Source organism: Enterobacter sp. CCUG 70166 (genome assembly GCF_020224095.1).
Classification (GTDB): Bacteria; Pseudomonadota; Gammaproteobacteria; order Enterobacterales; family Enterobacteriaceae; genus Enterobacter; species Enterobacter intestinihominis.
Genome location: NZ_NRIQ01000055.1, coordinates 1 through 15,258, shown reverse-complemented (window position 1 = coordinate 15,258; position 15,258 = coordinate 1). Strand labels below are relative to the sequence as shown.

The following is a 15,258-nucleotide window of genomic DNA, read 5'->3' as shown; positions in this document are numbered from 1 at the left end:
CCAACTGCTGAGCATCGCATACTCAGGGCTGAATTGCCACGCATCCGCTCGTCCTGAAAACCGCTCAGTTCATAAAAACACGCCACAAGCGGGGATAACAAAGAAAGCAGTATGAATCACAGCTGTTTATCGCCATTACCGGAGCCCCAGACGCTTACGCCTGTCATGTCTTAACTTCTGTCCGATAAGTCTGTGCGCTCCGGGCCTTTTACCCGGAGGACTCCTTATGTGGACAGTCAGCCTCGCTGAGGCGTTTATTCATGTATTCCAGACCGCAGGCAAAATCTTCCTCGACATGATGACCGGGCTTATCCCGATGCTTATCTGCCTACTGCTGGCCATCAACTTCCTGATGAAACTGGTCGGCACCGTCAGAATGGAGAAGGTCGCTGCCCTGCTTGGCCGCTCGCGTATCCTCACCTACGGCGTGCTGCCGGTGCTCGGCTGGTTCTTTATGAGCAGCCCGGGCGCGCTCACTTTAGGCAAGCTCCTGCCCGAAAAGAGCAAGCCTGGTTATGAAGATGCACTCGGCACCACTGCCCACCCCCTCACCAGCCTGTTTCCCCACGTGGTGCCGTCGGAGCTGTTCGTCTGGCTCGGCGTGGCAGCCGGGGTAAAGGCGCTCGGCCTGCCCGTCACCTCGCTGGCGCTGCGCTATATCGCCGCTGCCATGCTGATTGGTTTAATCCGCGGAATTATCACCGAATACCTGTTTCTGCGGCTCAGCAGGCGGGGGAATGCGCCATGATGATTTACTGCGCACGCATTACTGCCATCGGGCTGTTTGTCGCCGACGGCCTCACCGACAAAATGCTCATCACCTTCGACAGCAACGGACCGAAGGACTGCCTCGATTACTCCCTGTCTCTGGAGCCATCGTTCCGGGAAGAGAGCCTGATGATACTCCCCGGCGACCGCCTGATGCTCGCAGGACACGACTATCTGGTGACTGCCGTCGGCAAGGGGGCACAGCAGGCGCTGTCTGAACTCGGCCACCTGACGCTGGTGTTCAATGGTGACCTGAATCCCTGCCACGTCGGCGCGGTTCATCTCTCCGGCCCGGTGCCGAAACTCCATGACCTGCACGGTAACCTGGTGATAGAGGAGGGACGCCCATGAACACGGTGCTTATTCCTCCCGGTCCCGGTGGCTACGGTAAAGGGCTGTGGCTGCCTGTTGGCAGCGGCAAAAAGGTGCTGTCGCTGACCGGGCGCGAAATCCATCCGGTGGCGATAGAAATCGGCGCGCTCACCGAATCGGAAATCGTCAACGGCTTCGCCGATATTCCACCGGATAACGACATCCTGTGCGTGGTGATTAACTGCGCAGGTTCACTACGCTGCGGCCTGTATCCGCAGAAGGGCATTCCGACCGTCAACGTGCTGCCCACCTGGCGCGCCGGGCCGCTGGCGCACTTTATTAACGAGGATAACTACGTTTCCGGCGTGACGATGGAGCAGCTGGTTCTGGTGGATATCGCTGAAGCGCCGGACTGCGGGCCTGAGCCACTTCCTGCTCCGGAACCAGTCATTACCACCACACCGCCACCTCCGCGTGGCGCGGAGAAACTGGTACGCATGGTCGAGCAGACCGGCACCGCCGTCGGCCACATTATCGCCCTGCTGTTCGCCGCCAGCCGCGAGGCGGTGGACGTGTCGCTGCGCAACGTTATCCCGTTTATGGCTTTTGTCTCGCTGCTGATAGCCCTGGTGCAGGAAACCGCGCTCGGCAGCCTGATTGCCCACGCCCTGACGCCGCTGGCGAACTCGCTGTGGGGACTGGTGCTGCTGTCGCTCATCTGTGGCATTCCGTTCCTCTCCCCGGTGCTCGGGCCGGGCGCGGCCATCTCGCAGGTGATTGGCGTGATGATAGGCACACAGATTGGCGCAGGGGCGATATCTCCGGCCTTCGCCCTGCCCGCCCTGTTTGCCATCAACGTGCAGGTCGGCTGCGACTTTGTGCCGGTAGGCCTTTCCATGCAGGAGGCAAAACCGGAGACCATCGCGAAGGGCGTCCCTGCCTTTCTGCTGTCGAGACAACTGACCGGACCGCTGGCGGTCATCATCGGCTGGCTGTTTTCCCTGGGTTTATTCTGAGGACATAACGATGAACAAAATCAGAGCCGCCGTGGTCGGCGCGGGCATCTACGGCAAACACCATATGAATGCGTACCGCCATAACCCGGACACCGTGCTGGTCGCCATCTGCGACACCGACACAGAGCGCTGTGACGACCTTACCATGGCCTGTGGCGTGATGGGCTATACCCGGCTGGATGTCCTGCTGCAGGAGGAAGCCATCGACGTGGTTTCGGTGGCGACACCTGACCCGTACCACACCGAATCCATCCTCACCGCCCTGCGCCACGGCAAACATGTGCTGGCGGAAAAACCGCTCGCCACCTCGGTACGCGAATGTGAGCTTATCGTGGAGATGGCGCAGCAGCGGGGCCTGCTGGTCGGCGTCGATTTCCACAAGCGCTGGGACCCGGCGGTGATGCGCATCAAAGCTGAACTGGAGAAGCCGGAAGCCGGGCGCATCCTGCGCGGCCATATCAGCATGGATGACGTTATCAGCGTGCCGACGGAGTGGCTGGACTGGGCGGGCGCAAGCTCCCCGGTGTGGTTTCTCGGCTCACACTGCTTTGACCTGGTGCGGCACCTTTCCGGACAGGAGGTGGTGTCGGTGTATGCCGTCGGGCAGAAACGGCTGATGACCGAATGCGGCCTCGATACTTTTGACAGCGTGCAGAGCCTGCTGACGATGGCCGACGGCAGTTCGTGGATGGTGGAAAACTCGTGGGTGCTGCCGGAAGGCTTTCCGAAGGACAACGACGGGCGTATCGATATTCTCTGCGAGGCAACGTATATCCGCAGCACTTCACAGCATCGCGGGCTGGAAATCACCACGCCGGCCATGACGCTCACGCCCAACAGCTATTTCATCAACTACCGCAACGGCGTTGCCAGCGGTTTCGGTATCGACCCCATCAATGATTTTGTGGGGGCGGTCAGGAACAGGTCACCGTATCCGGTCACCGCAGTGGACGGCCTGGCGGTCAGCCGGATTTGCGAAGCAGTGCATCGCAGTCTGGAAAGCGGGAAACCTGAACGCACGATAATGCCATAACTTCAAGGGCTGTACCTTTCTGCTATGTCAGATTAGTAAAGCCCTTAGCCCTGCAAACCAGATAAAGCGCAGGAATCATTAGAAAATATGGTCAGATTTTAGCCAGGAGCAGAAGTTGGAAATAGTTTTCACTACTAAGGAGAGCGAATTAATCCAATGTAGCGGTAGTTAAAATGGTACATTTTTGAGCAACCAGCTTGTACTACCAGTTGCTCGCTGATAAGGCAGAAATATTCTAATTTGACAGTGGTGCATAAGAAAAACAAAGGGAAACCAATATTTATAGCCTCCGGACACTCAAATTTTTAATATCTATCAACCTTTTTTTAAGACTAATCTCGAGTCACTTTTTTCTACTACTTTATAACGACGAAGCTTCGTTAAAGCGCCTACACCACCTGCTGCAATAGCAATATAGATTGCTGCACTTGTTGCCGAACTGCCGAGGATAGCCGCTGCTCCCCCAGCAGATAATGCAGCAGTAGTACCGGTAGCTGGAGCACTGGTTCCTCCGGTAGCTAAAGTTGCCATGGCGGCAACTACCGCAATACCGATGGCTGCAAATGCTATAGCCCATGCAACTTTTCCTGTCGCATGAATTTTCACCGTAGTTTTAGCTAAACTACCTTCAATTGTAATCGTATCTCGATCTTCCTTAATAGCTTTACCCAGCTCTTTAGGTGTTGTTATCACATTATCTTTGGCGCTATTAGTGCTCATTATCCCTCCTTGCGATACTCAGTTTAACTTGCAGCCCTTCCCTAACAGTAGGCCGGCTGTATTTCTTAGCCAATTTTGAACGATGTACGTCCGCATACTATTTGGCTTCCAGTATGACTGCGGCTTCGTTCTCAATTGTTGAACGATCACAGCCAAGATATTGTGGCATGAATTCATAATGCCTGGCAGTAGTGACAATCATTTTATTCACCTACTAAGTTGAAAATTGTCACACGCTTGAGCCTATCATCATGTAAATCGATAACATCTTCTTGTATACCTCCCTCTAACATTTGAGTGACATAGTATGGTGGTGCATCCTTTATAAAATATTCAAGTGAAGGAGCGTCTTGCTCAATTAGGAGACCAACGCCACTTAACCATTCCAGAGCTCTTTCAGGAAGATCCCCTTGCGAGAAGCCTTTGCAGCAGAACAAACAATGCATCGGCCTTAAATCATCAATAACATCAGTTAAATGGTTTGCTCTATTTTGCTGGAGATGTTTTACTTTAAGAGGATTAAGAATTGCTGCCCCATAATGAAGGATACTACGTTTGTAGGTTTTACACTCCCAATTAACTTTATAACTCCCCGATTTCCAGTTTGTATACATGCAATACAAGGGAATAAGGTCATATTTCTTGGCATCCGCAATGAGAAGATCAACTTGATGCCCATTTTTATTTGTGTGATGAAGGTGTTCATATTTCTCAGAATTTAAGTTGAGAACTTTTGCTTGAATACGCATGCCTAACCATTTACCACTTCGACCTGTAAACCACCACTCCCAGTCGGAGCCATTCACTGATTCTTTGTGGCGGGTAAACGTATTAATAATAATTTTTCCCCTGCCCCATTTTTTTATATTAAGCACAAGAAAGTCAGTTATTGACTCCTCTCCAATTTGATAGCTTAGTTTTTTTGCCTCTCTTAATGTACTCCAAATCCAGCCAGAATTTTTTATCGCAATTTCACCTAAATCCATTTGTAGTATTCTCTTAGTTATGTTTATAAATAGATAAGTTGAAAGGTTTTTTGCTGAAAGCATGATTCGAATGAAGAGAATAGTATTTATACGTCAAAAACAAAAGAAGGAAAAGGGGTTTGCCCTAAGATATTTGCCGTGAGACTGATATGCACTTTATAAATTAACATAACGTGAGGCTTGCTACGTCCACTTCTCGTACTCAGCCGACATTTGAAATTTTCCCAGTCCTAGGCATCTGGACCTGGCTTTAGCATGGATTTAAGTAACTAAAGAGTGATGTTCATCTCAGGATTTGGCTATTGGATGCATTTTCCGTGATACTTCTACACTCTGGCCGAGTAAACGACCGGAGTGTAGATTTCCCCCCTGTCAAAATGCTCTTTTCAGCATGGCAAGGACCACCCATCGTGTCGCATCATCTGCAATATTTTCAGGCAGAGCATCAGCCCGCAGATTGATATAAGTGTCAACAGCCATCCTGATGGCAATGCTGCCGGAGTCACGATCGTGCGTTGCCAGCGTGGAAGTCAGCAGGACATCAGGATCAATGCTGTGGGATTCAATATTCCGACATCTTGCACACAGTCGCGCCAGATGCCGTTCTGTTCGTCTAACCTCAATGATGCTGCAACAACACCTGTGAAATCTTCCTCGCTTCATCCGCCGGATCCGCCGAATGCGTGATCGCTGATCCCACAATCACCACATCCGGGCCTAACAGCGCATAGTCCTTCACCGTCTGGCTGCTGATGCCGCCCGCCACGGCAATACGGGCTTTCCGGCGCGCCTTAAGCATCGTTATCAAATCATCAATCGGCTTGCGCCCTGCCGCCTGCTGATCGGTGCCAGTGTGAACCGCTAGCATATCCGCCCCCGCCTCTTCCAGCAGACGAACCCGCGTGGGCAGATCGTCGACGCAGATCATATCCACCACCACCTGCTTTCCGGCCTCTTTCGCCGCACGGATGCACGACTGGATCGTCAGCACGTCGGTAACGCCTAATACCGTGACATAGTCTGCCCCGGCGTCGAAAAGCAGCTGCGACTCAAAATGGCCGCCATCCATAATTTTCGCATCCGCCAGTACTTCCTTGTGTGGATATTTTTCTTTAATGGCTTTAATAGCCTTCACGCCTTCCCGAATAAGAAAAGGCGTGCCCACTTCAATAATATCAACGTCGTCAACCACCTTATCAATAAATGCCAGCGCTTCAGGCAGGGTTAACTCGTCCAGGGCAAGCTGTAATTTCATGTTGGTTTCCTTGTGTCGAATGGCTATTCGAGGTTGGCGTGCAGCGCAAAACCTTTGGTTAAGCGATATCCCGTCGACTGCGCCAGATTCACAATCATGGCGTCGCCCAGCACCATGACCGCCTCTTCAAACAGGCTGCCACCGGGCAGAATGCCTTTCACATTCTCGGGTCCATCCGGCAGTTTGTCGGTATAGGCCGGGATCCTGACCACCACCTCCGCCAGGCAGCCCAACGTGGACTCGGGGAAAATGGTCAGCAGGGCCACGGTGCCGCCCAGCTTCTTCGCTTTCGCTGCCACATTCACCAGCGAAGCCGTTTCACCCGATGCGCTGGCCAGCAGCAGCAGGTCGCCTTTTTGCAGCGCAGGCGTCACCACATCGCCGACAACATGCACCTGCAGGCCGATATGCATCAGTCGCATCGCAAAAGCTTTCAGCATCAACAGCGAACGCCCTGCGCCAAAAACAAATATCGCGTTCGCGTCAGCGATGGCCTGCTCCAGATGCGCCAGCGCAGCACCATCAATCCGCGACATCGCCTGATTCAGGTCGCTACAGGCAACGCCTGCAACAGATTGCGTTTCCATCATGCGTCCTCCTGGCAGAGCGGGAATAAATCATCCTGATACTCGAGCATCCCCATGATTTCCCGGACATAGTTATCGACATGCCCCAGAAAGTGAAAACGTTCCGGCGCGGCGCGGTAGCGTTGGTAAAGCGGCGTATCAAAGGTAATGCCAAGATGCGGGTTCTCTTTGACGGTGGCGAATTTGATGTGCGGAATATGCGGATAGTAGTGATTTTTGCGCACGCACAGTTGCCCGTTCTCTTCCACGATGTAGCAGGCCATACCGTGGTAAAACTGCACCGTGTCGTAGTGAACCGCACAGGGTTTATACGCCAGGTTGCTGAACACCAGCGGCCCGACGCCGATATTGATGGAGCAATGGCCGTAATTCGGCGGCACGATAATGCTCTGCCCCTCCTTCACGACGGCCACGATAAGATCGTCCACCAGCAGATCTTTTGGTGAGACGGCAAAATCCGGCGACTTTTGCAGGATATACGCCGCTGTCCCCTTAATCACTTCGTACACTTCCGGATGGGTGTTGCGCCGCGTGTCGTTATAGCCGTGATAGTGACCGCTGGTTTTCTTGCGCTCCTTGCCAATCGTCCCCGGCATGATGATGGTGATGTCATACTGGTACTGGTCAGCGGTGAGCCGCTCCTGATCCTCCGCAAAGCTGAGCCCGCGGTAAACATCGTAAGCCGGTTCATCCCGCTGCGCCTCGGTGAACTCCGGTAAGACCACCGCCATCTGCCCGGCGCTTTTGCGGCCAAAGCCGAGATAGTTCAGCGGCGGTTTCAGCGCCATTACGCCATCATCATCGAGATACAGCGGCAGCCCGCTGTGGTGTAGCTGTTTCATTTTGCCTCCTGTGTATACGCGTTAGCTGCGCGGATCGCCTCTTTCAGCCGATCGGATTTCATGCCAAAGACGCTTTGAATGTTGTTCCCGACCTCAACGACGCCCGCCGCGCCAAGCTGTTTCAGCAGCGCTTTGTCCACCAGCGACTTATCCGTCACGTCAATGCGCAGACGCGACATGCAGGCTTCGATGCTGGTCATATTCCCCAGCCCGCCATAGGCCAGAATGATGCCGCTCACCAGGTCGTTTTGTTCGCTTTCCTGCGCCACCGCGTTTTCTTCAACCTCACGCCCCGGCGTCAGCAAATTCCAGCTACGAATAGCAAAGGTAAATAGGGCGTAGTACAGCGCCCCCATCACCAGCCCGACCGGGAACACCATATACCAGTGAGGCGCGCGCGGCAGGACGCCAAAGAACAGATAGTCAATAAGCCCGCCAGAGAAAGAGAGCCCGATATGCACGCTGAACCACTCCATCAGCAGGAACACCAGTCCCGCCAGGACGGCGTGAATGCCATACAGCACGGGCGCAACAAACAGGAAGGAGAACTCAATCGGCTCGGTGATGCCGCAGACAATGGAGGTGATCGCGCCAGAGAGCATAATGCCCTTCACCCGCGCTCTGTTTTCCGGGCTGGCACAGCGGTAGATCGCCAGCGCAATCGCCGGAATACAGAACATTTTGATGGGCGTCAGCCCGGCCATAAAGGTTCCGGCGGTAATCGGCACCTGGTCTTTCAACTGGGCAAAGAAGATAAGCTGGTCGCCATGCACCACCTGCCCAGCCTTATTCACGTACTCGCCAAACTGCAGCCAGAAGGTCGGCCACCAGACATGGTTAAGACCAAACGGGATCAGCAGCCGCTCGACAAAACCAAACAGGAAGGCGGACACGCCCGGCCCCTGCACCATCATGGTATTCGACAGGCCATTAATCAGATGCTGAACAGGCGGCCAGACCACCGCCATCACCAGCCCGACGAACAGCGCGGCGAAGGAGGTTATAATCGGCACAAAACGCTTGCCGGAAAAGAACTCCAGCCACGAAGGAAGCTGGATGCGGTAATAGCGTTTATACAGCCAGGCGGCGATAATCCCAATGATGATGCCGCCAAACACGCCAGTCTGGAGCGAAGGGATGCCCAGCACCATCGTGTAGTCACGCACCTGCGCCACCGACTCGGGCGTGATCCCCAGAAACTGGCCGATGGTGACGTTCATAATCAGAAACCCGGCGATCGCCGACAGCCCGGCAATGCCCTGATCATCACTAAGTCCCACCGCCACGCCGACCGCAAACAGCAGCGGCAGGTTAGCGAAAATCGCACTCCCCGCTTCCGCCATCAGCTTCAGCACGTGAACCAGCCAGTCAGCGCCGAGAAACGGCAGGCTGGCGACAATATTGGGATCCTGAAAGCTGACGCCGAAGGCCAGCAAAATACCGGCGGCAGGCAGCATGGCAATGGGGATCATTAACGATCGCCCGATGCTTTGTAACATTTGCAGAAGGTTGAATCTTTTCATCTCGATCTCCTGAGCGCGTCTTTATGACAGGGATTCGCACAACAGCAGGTTCTGCTCCGAACACCTTCAGTATCCAAACCTGAGGTGATTAAAAAAACAGCAACCAAAGACGAAAGTTATTTCCGGTTTTCGCCTAAAACCGGAAAATTTATGAGGGAAATCACGCCGAAAACCGTGAGAAAGGGATAAAAGAGGAAATCGCATTCGGCGGGAGGCCATCACATGAACATCTTCGAGGCGCATTTTCGCAGGCTGCACGCCCGCTATGGCGCAGGCCAGACGCACGAATTACAGATGAAGGAGATCGCCGCCATCTTCGGCTGTTCGGTGCGTAACTGCCGTATTGCGCTGAAAAAGATGCATCAGGAAAAATGGCTCGACTGGCAGCCCCAGCGCGGACGCGGCAAGCGCTCACGGCTGCACCTGTTAACCTCGCCGGAAAAGTTGTTCAGCCAGAACGTCAATAAGCTGCTGGAGAAACAGGATTACGGCAACGTGCTACGGTTTATCGGCAACGACAAGTATCTGCTGGATCGTCTGAGCCTGTGGCGCTTCGGTGTGCAGGATAAAAGCAGCGAAACGCGGGTGCGCATCCCCTACTACCGCAATCTGGATCCTCTCAATCCACTCGTTCCCCTGCGACGAACCGAACGTCATCTCCTGCGCCAGTGTCTGAGCGGGCTGACGCGCTATGACGCCGTTCAGGGCAGGATCGTCCCCGATATTGCCCACTACTGGACCCACAACGAGGACTTTACCCACTGGGAGTTCTGGCTGAAATCTACCGCACGCTTTGCGGATGGCAGCGAGCTGAATGCCAGCGCCGTTGAGCGTTGCCTGCTCGCCGCCAGCCAGAGCCCGCAGTTCGCGCCGCTTTTCAGCCCAATCAAGACCATCACCGCTGACGCCCCCTGGCATCTGGTGATTGAAACGTATCATCCGGTGAAGAGGCTTGACTGCCTGCTCGCTACCCAGCCAACGATGCTGTTTGATTACCAGCACGGACACATCCGCTGTACCGGCGCTTTCCACCTGCAGGAGCACAGCGACAACTTTATGGTCCTGCGGCGCAATCAACACTGGCACCAGGCGCGGCCCGGACTGGATGAGATCACCATTTTCACCTGGGCTCCGGAGCATATCAGCATGAGCTTTATTCCCCTGCTGCGGGGTGAGGAGGCGCAGGATGATCGCCCGCTCAACGAGCGTAGTCTGGAGCAGGGATGCTGCTTTGTGCTGTTCGACGGTGACGGAGCCTTTGCGGATGAGGCCGGAAGGCGGTTTATCAATTACCTGCTGCAGCCTGTCGAACTCCTCAGCCAAACACAGCTTCCCGACGAATACGCACGCATCCTCTCGATTGCTCAGGGTATGCTGCCGCAGTGGAACCACCGCCCGGTGGATTTCGGCGGGATCACCGCGCCGTTTAACCTGCGTCAGCCGGTGATCATCAGCACCTTTCAGCAGCCGGAACTGGTGGAGCTTGCCGGAGCGATTCGCATCCTGCTTGAACGCTGGCATATTCGCGCCGAGATACGAATCGACGCATTTGACAACTTCAACAGCCAGCCGCGCCCTCCTGCGGATATCTGGCTCAGCAACTTTATGCTCGATACCCTTTCGGTTCCGGCATTTCTGGAATGGCTGGCGTCCACCGCGCTGTTTACGCGCTTGCCTGAAGCCCAGCGACGAAACCTGAACGCCCTGCTACCGACCATTCTGAACAGTGACGATGAAAAGGCGTTCGCCACCATCGCCGCCTTTTTCCATGAGATGACCCACCAGCGATATGTCATTCCTTTGCTGCATCACTGGATGGAATTTGCGACCGAGAAGTCATTTACCTGGCGGGATTTAAATACGCTGGGATGGCCGGATTTTAGCCAACTTTGGCTCGAATAATGCTACGCCCGCAAAAGCTCGCTAAAGGGCCTTTAAAGGCCTTTAAGGGTAAGGGAGAGAAGTGCGGGATTTGGAGTGGGGGAACGTTTGGTCATATGCATTGGCAATTCCATCAAATCCGTCCGCAGCACCCTTTACGGTCTACCGATACCTACATTCAGAACGTCCGGTAGACGAAGCTAAAATGCCCATTCTCAATGCCTGTACCTTCAGCTGCTACATAGCTTTGGACATGACGATTTATTAAAAGGCTCATAAAGGTTCAAATCATTACATAATAACTATTATTGTTTCTTATCAATAAATTATGGAAAAACATACCTTGACCGAGGCATCCATAGTGCTATGTTTACGGTAAGCGACACAGCGCTTGGACTGCACTCCTGAGGGACCATGACATTCGAGGATGATGCCTGTCTGCTATGTCAGGTTGGTCAAACCCTTCGCCCCGCAAGCGAGACAATCAGCACGGAAGATTAATAGTATTGGCAATCTGTAACGAAGAGTTGCAGTACTGCCCCTTCCATCATCCACAATGATAGCTATCAGTAAGTTAACGAAAATGAGAGGGCATCGGAAATGCTCGAAGTTGAATTTCAGGAATGGTTGAAGAGCAAAGGCGCCAAAACGCAAGCAGGCCTCAATTCCCGTATTTATGCTGTCAAAACTATAGAAAAAAATCTCGCAGCACTTGGTTCTCCTCATGCAGATCTGGATGCAGCCTACAAGGCGGATGGATTTGCGCAATTGCGGCAGCGGATCAAAGAGATTCGCCGTGATGCCAAAGACAACGGCAATGACTATCGGTTACTAATGCCTGAATCAGAGCAACCGCTTAACCGATTGTCCAACTGGAATAGCTGGCTCGGACAATATGGACGTTTTCTGAGCGGTGATGACTCTCAGGCCGACGAAATTCGGGATTATGTCCTTGAAAACTACATCACCCCAGCCAGAGAGCGAGGTGACACAAGTGTCACCCTGGTAGTTGGTCCTCTGAATACTGAAATGGGTCTCGACAAGGGATGGCCGAACATCTGTCAGGCTCTTGATGGTCAAAAATTTCAGGAACTAGCGGATGTTCCCCCTCCGGTGACGGAAGGGCCTAAAAAGAGCACAACCCGGAAATATACGTTCATCCTTACGGAAGGAAGCGAACTGGTGGCCCACACTAAACCAACTCCGACTAACCTTATTTTTTACGGTCCTCCAGGTACCGGAAAGACCTATCACACGGCGAGGGAAGCCGTAGCGCTCTGCGATGGCAAAGATGCCTATCCGAACTCAAAAGATGGGCGTGCGGCCCTGATGGCGCGCTATAACGAACTGATGGCAGAAAAGAGAATCTCTTTCGTCACATTCCACCAGAGTTATGACTACGAAACCTTCGTTGAGGGCCTTCGTCCAGAAATCGGTGAAGATGAGTCTTCGTCTGCTGGATTCAGACTCATGCCTACGCCGGGGCTCTTCAGAGAAATTTGTGCCCTTGCCGATCAGGCCAGAACACAACCCCGTGCACAGACAGATGCCTCGGCACTGCAACTATCCCAAAAACGCTTCTGGAAAATGGGGCAAGGGACAATTGGCACCGAAGACGATGTGTATGAAGATGCCCGCGACAATGGGTATATCGCTCTGGGTTGGGGTGGGACCATAGACTGGAGCGCGGATAGATTCTCATCGTTCAACGCGATCCATGATGAATGGATCAAGCAAAATCCAGGGAATCTGACGCCTAGTAACTGGACGCAAACCTATCCCTTCCGTTGCGAAATGAAGCCTGGTGATATCGTGATTGTCCCTTACGGGAACACTGCGTTTCGCGCTATCGCTGAAATAACTGGTGATTACTATTTCGTTCCTGAAGCCGAAGGTTACTATGCCCACCGCCGCCCAGTTCGCTGGCTACTGACCCTTGAAGAACCACTGCCACTCGATACAATTATCGATGGTAACTTCACCATGCGGACGCTCTATTCCATTGCCACCAGTCGTGTGAATATCCCGGCGCTAGGCAGACTGCTCTCAAGTACAGAGAACCTGGATAATAGTTCCGATGTTAAAGGACAACCAGAACAATTCGTCCTCATTATTGATGAGATCAACCGGGCAAATATCTCGAAAGTGTTCGGTGAACTGATTACGTTAATTGAGCCGGATAAACGTCTTGGAATGCCTGATGCACTCACCGTAACTCTGCCTTATTCGAAAAAGAAAGATTTTGGCATCCCCGCCAACCTTCATATCATAGGCACCATGAATACCGCCGATCGATCCATCGCATTGCTCGACACAGCATTAAGGCGGCGATTCAACTTCCGGGAAATAGCTCCCGACGCGACCCTGCTAAGTGAAGTAGAGGGGATCGATCTCAAAGCCGTTCTTAGCACCATCAACCAGCGTATTGAATATCTTATAGGCCGGGAATATCGCATTGGACACGCCTTCTTTATCAATTGTGAATCCAGGGCACAAGTTGAAGATGCAGTGCGCAATAAGGTCATACCGCTGTTACAAGAGTATTTCTTCGAGGACTGGAGCCGAATCGCGGCAGTGCTGGGCGATGGTTTTATGCAGGAAGAGCAGATTTTACCGCCACCCGGAATAGAGGGGGAACCATTATCAAGCTGGTCGGTACGTGCACCGTTCAGAAATGACGCCTTTGATCGACTGATAGGCAAAGCCAGAACGTTAAATGTCACTGCTCTTGAGGTGGCTGGTGAATCGAAAGAATGACGCACCTCACGGTTCGCGAATGGGGTGGTGTTTGTGTGAACACAGAAAGCAGCATAAACGCTCCTCATGCTTTTACCCGCCCTCAGGCTAACGCGCTGCTAACGGCGGCGCGCGAGCATCCGCTGGCAAATCAGCACGGTACCAATATCTTAATCGATCGCCATAACAAAATTATTGCCGGGCAAATGGTTGGGGTCATTGCCGCTCCGGGATGTAGCCTTGAGATCCTGCCCAAATTCGACGACGAGACGATAGAACCGGACGCCACAATACGCAGTCGCCTGATACGTATGCTTGATGTCGCCCTCGGCCTTAAACTCGGCAATGGACAGGCTGCAACAATGGCGAGACAAGCTGAAAGCTTGCTAGAGATACTCATCCGCTTGTTCGCCGAACGACTCTTATCTGAAGTACATCGAGGATTACCGCGCACCTATTTGGCACAGGAAGACGATTTGCCCTCATTGCGCGGAAGGCTCAATATCAAAAGACAATTCACTACGCTTGCCGTCCGCCCCGACCGTCTCGCCTGTCGTTACGACGAACTATCGGCTGATACCGCCCTGCTTCGAATAATGAAGGCTTGTGTAGTTCTGCTTCACCATTATGCCCGCGCTGCTGATACACTCCGTCGTCTGAATGAATTGCGCATCCTATTAGCGGGTGTTAGCGACGTCCCTTTCAGTCATCTGCCGTGGTCACAGGTACGGATCGACCGAACCAATCATCGCTGGGAAGCCCTCTACAATCTGGCACGTCTTCTCCTGCGACGCGACTGGCAAGCTACACACTACGATAAACGAGCGCAAAACGGGATTACACTGCTTTTTCCAATGAACGACCTGTTCGAGGCATATATAGCGGCGCTGGCGAAGCGTGCTGTACGCGGTACGGAATGGACGGTTCGTGCACAGGCAGGCAGATTATACTGTCTGATCGAGGACGTAAAAGAAGGCAAACCACGCTTCCAGACCCGACCGGATATGCTTATCGAGCGGGACCATCAGATTGTTATGATCATAGACACTAAATGGAAGCGTATTGGGCGTCATCCCGAAGATGCCAGGCATGGCATATCGCAGGCTGATGTCTACCAGATGATGGCCTATGCACGGATTTATCACTGCCCACAAGTTTTGCTTCTCTATCCACATCATGCAGGTCTGGGAACGCAACCTCTGAATGCAGGCTATAGGATTCTAGCAGGCAAGGAACAATTACAGGTGGCTAGTGTGGATCTGATTCTCGATGAGGACAAGATTGTCGGGCAGTTAATTAACCTTCTCGGCATCAACACGCAGTGAGGTGAAAAGGCGAGACCGTTGCACCTTGAGGCTCGGCTCTCTCAATAACCTCAACCGCGATTAGGGCTCAAACCTACATGATCATTTAATGCATTTAATATACTGGGCTTATAGTCTTGGTACGTAGAGAATAGACGGTAAGGCATGTCCGCGATGAGCGATAAACAGACGTTCGCAATTTGCACTGTACAACGTCTTCTACCCCAGTTGTTCACATATTCAGGAAAACGCCCCAATTACCCCTTTACATCGGACTGACCTGCCCCCACGATTA

Annotated in this window: 13 protein-coding genes and 1 pseudogene; 7 read left to right on the top strand and 7 right to left on the bottom strand. The window is 53.1% G+C overall.

Annotated features, from left to right (window positions below):
• Nucleotides 1-226 precede the first annotated feature (226 nt).
• The 4 genes from CKK19_RS21910 to CKK19_RS21895 are packed head-to-tail and all read left to right on the top strand — an operon-like array spanning nucleotide 227 to nucleotide 3,129.
• Nucleotides 227-748: a PTS glucitol/sorbitol transporter subunit IIC gene (locus tag CKK19_RS21910; RefSeq protein WP_063854175.1), complete on the top strand. Its 522-nt coding sequence runs from the start codon at nucleotides 227-229 to the stop codon at nucleotides 746-748.
• Nucleotides 745-1,119, top strand: a complete 375-nt coding sequence (locus CKK19_RS21905; RefSeq protein WP_063854174.1) for a PTS glucitol/sorbitol transporter subunit IIA — start codon at nucleotides 745-747, stop codon at nucleotides 1,117-1,119. Before CKK19_RS21910 ends, CKK19_RS21905 begins: the two co-directional genes overlap by 4 nt.
• Nucleotides 1,116-2,096: a PTS glucitol/sorbitol transporter subunit IIB gene (locus CKK19_RS21900; protein WP_063854173.1), complete on the top strand. Its 981-nt coding sequence runs from the start codon at nucleotides 1,116-1,118 to the stop codon at nucleotides 2,094-2,096. Before CKK19_RS21905 ends, CKK19_RS21900 begins: the two co-directional genes overlap by 4 nt.
• A gap of 10 nt (nucleotides 2,097-2,106) precedes the next feature.
• On the top strand, nucleotides 2,107-3,129 hold the full coding sequence (locus CKK19_RS21895) for a Gfo/Idh/MocA family protein (protein ID WP_063854172.1): 1,023 nt from the start codon (nucleotides 2,107-2,109) through the stop codon (nucleotides 3,127-3,129).
• Between the two features lie 315 nt (nucleotides 3,130-3,444).
• On the opposite strand, the gene CKK19_RS21890 is transcribed toward CKK19_RS21895, so the two are convergent.
• From CKK19_RS21890 to ptsG, 7 genes and pseudogenes are all read right to left on the bottom strand, one after another.
• Nucleotides 3,445-3,849, bottom strand: a complete 405-nt coding sequence (locus tag CKK19_RS21890; protein ID WP_045354513.1) for a hypothetical protein — start codon at nucleotides 3,847-3,849, stop codon at nucleotides 3,445-3,447.
• A gap of 203 nt (nucleotides 3,850-4,052) precedes the next feature.
• On the bottom strand, nucleotides 4,053-4,835 hold the full coding sequence (locus CKK19_RS21885; RefSeq protein ID WP_058656523.1) for a DUF6615 family protein: 783 nt from the start codon (nucleotides 4,833-4,835) through the stop codon (nucleotides 4,053-4,055).
• 372 nt (nucleotides 4,836-5,207) lie between these two features.
• Nucleotides 5,208-5,408: pseudogene (locus tag CKK19_RS21880) on the bottom strand (nucleotidyltransferase domain-containing protein); the annotation flags it as partial.
• A 46-nt stretch (nucleotides 5,409-5,454) separates the two neighbouring features.
• Nucleotides 5,455-6,090 (bottom strand): 3-hexulose-6-phosphate synthase, encoded by a 636-nt coding sequence (gene hxlA / locus CKK19_RS21875; RefSeq protein WP_063854170.1) that lies wholly within the window; start codon nucleotides 6,088-6,090, stop codon nucleotides 5,455-5,457.
• Between the two features lie 23 nt (nucleotides 6,091-6,113).
• Nucleotides 6,114-6,677, bottom strand: coding sequence for a 6-phospho-3-hexuloisomerase (hxlB, locus tag CKK19_RS21870; protein ID WP_063854181.1), 564 nt, complete (start codon nucleotides 6,675-6,677; stop codon nucleotides 6,114-6,116).
• On the bottom strand, nucleotides 6,677-7,519 hold the full coding sequence (locus CKK19_RS21865; RefSeq protein WP_063854169.1) for a glucose-6-phosphate isomerase family protein: 843 nt from the start codon (nucleotides 7,517-7,519) through the stop codon (nucleotides 6,677-6,679). Before CKK19_RS21865 ends, hxlB begins: the two co-directional genes overlap by 1 nt.
• On the bottom strand, nucleotides 7,516-9,042 hold the full coding sequence (gene ptsG / locus CKK19_RS21860; RefSeq protein WP_058656520.1) for a glucose-specific PTS transporter subunit IIBC: 1,527 nt from the start codon (nucleotides 9,040-9,042) through the stop codon (nucleotides 7,516-7,518). The genes CKK19_RS21865 and ptsG overlap by 4 nt, the downstream gene beginning before the upstream one ends.
• 222 nt (nucleotides 9,043-9,264) lie before the next feature.
• On the opposite strand from ptsG, the gene CKK19_RS21855 reads away from it, so the two are divergent.
• The 3 genes from CKK19_RS21855 (at nucleotide 9,265) to CKK19_RS21845 (ending at nucleotide 14,984) form a co-directional block, all read left to right on the top strand.
• Entirely contained in the window at nucleotides 9,265-10,944 is a 1,680-nt protein-coding gene (locus tag CKK19_RS21855; RefSeq protein WP_063854168.1) for an SgrR family transcriptional regulator, read from the top strand.
• Between the two features lie 579 nt (nucleotides 10,945-11,523).
• The gene (locus tag CKK19_RS21850; protein WP_063854167.1) at nucleotides 11,524-13,680 is read left to right on the top strand and encodes an AAA family ATPase; all 2,157 of its coding nucleotides are present in this window, start codon (nucleotides 11,524-11,526) and stop codon (nucleotides 13,678-13,680) included.
• Complete coding sequence (locus tag CKK19_RS21845) at nucleotides 13,677-14,984, top strand: McrC family protein (RefSeq protein ID WP_058656517.1); 1,308 nt, start codon at nucleotides 13,677-13,679, stop codon at nucleotides 14,982-14,984. The genes CKK19_RS21850 and CKK19_RS21845 overlap by 4 nt, the downstream gene beginning before the upstream one ends.
• Nucleotides 14,985-15,258: the final 274 nt, after the last annotated feature.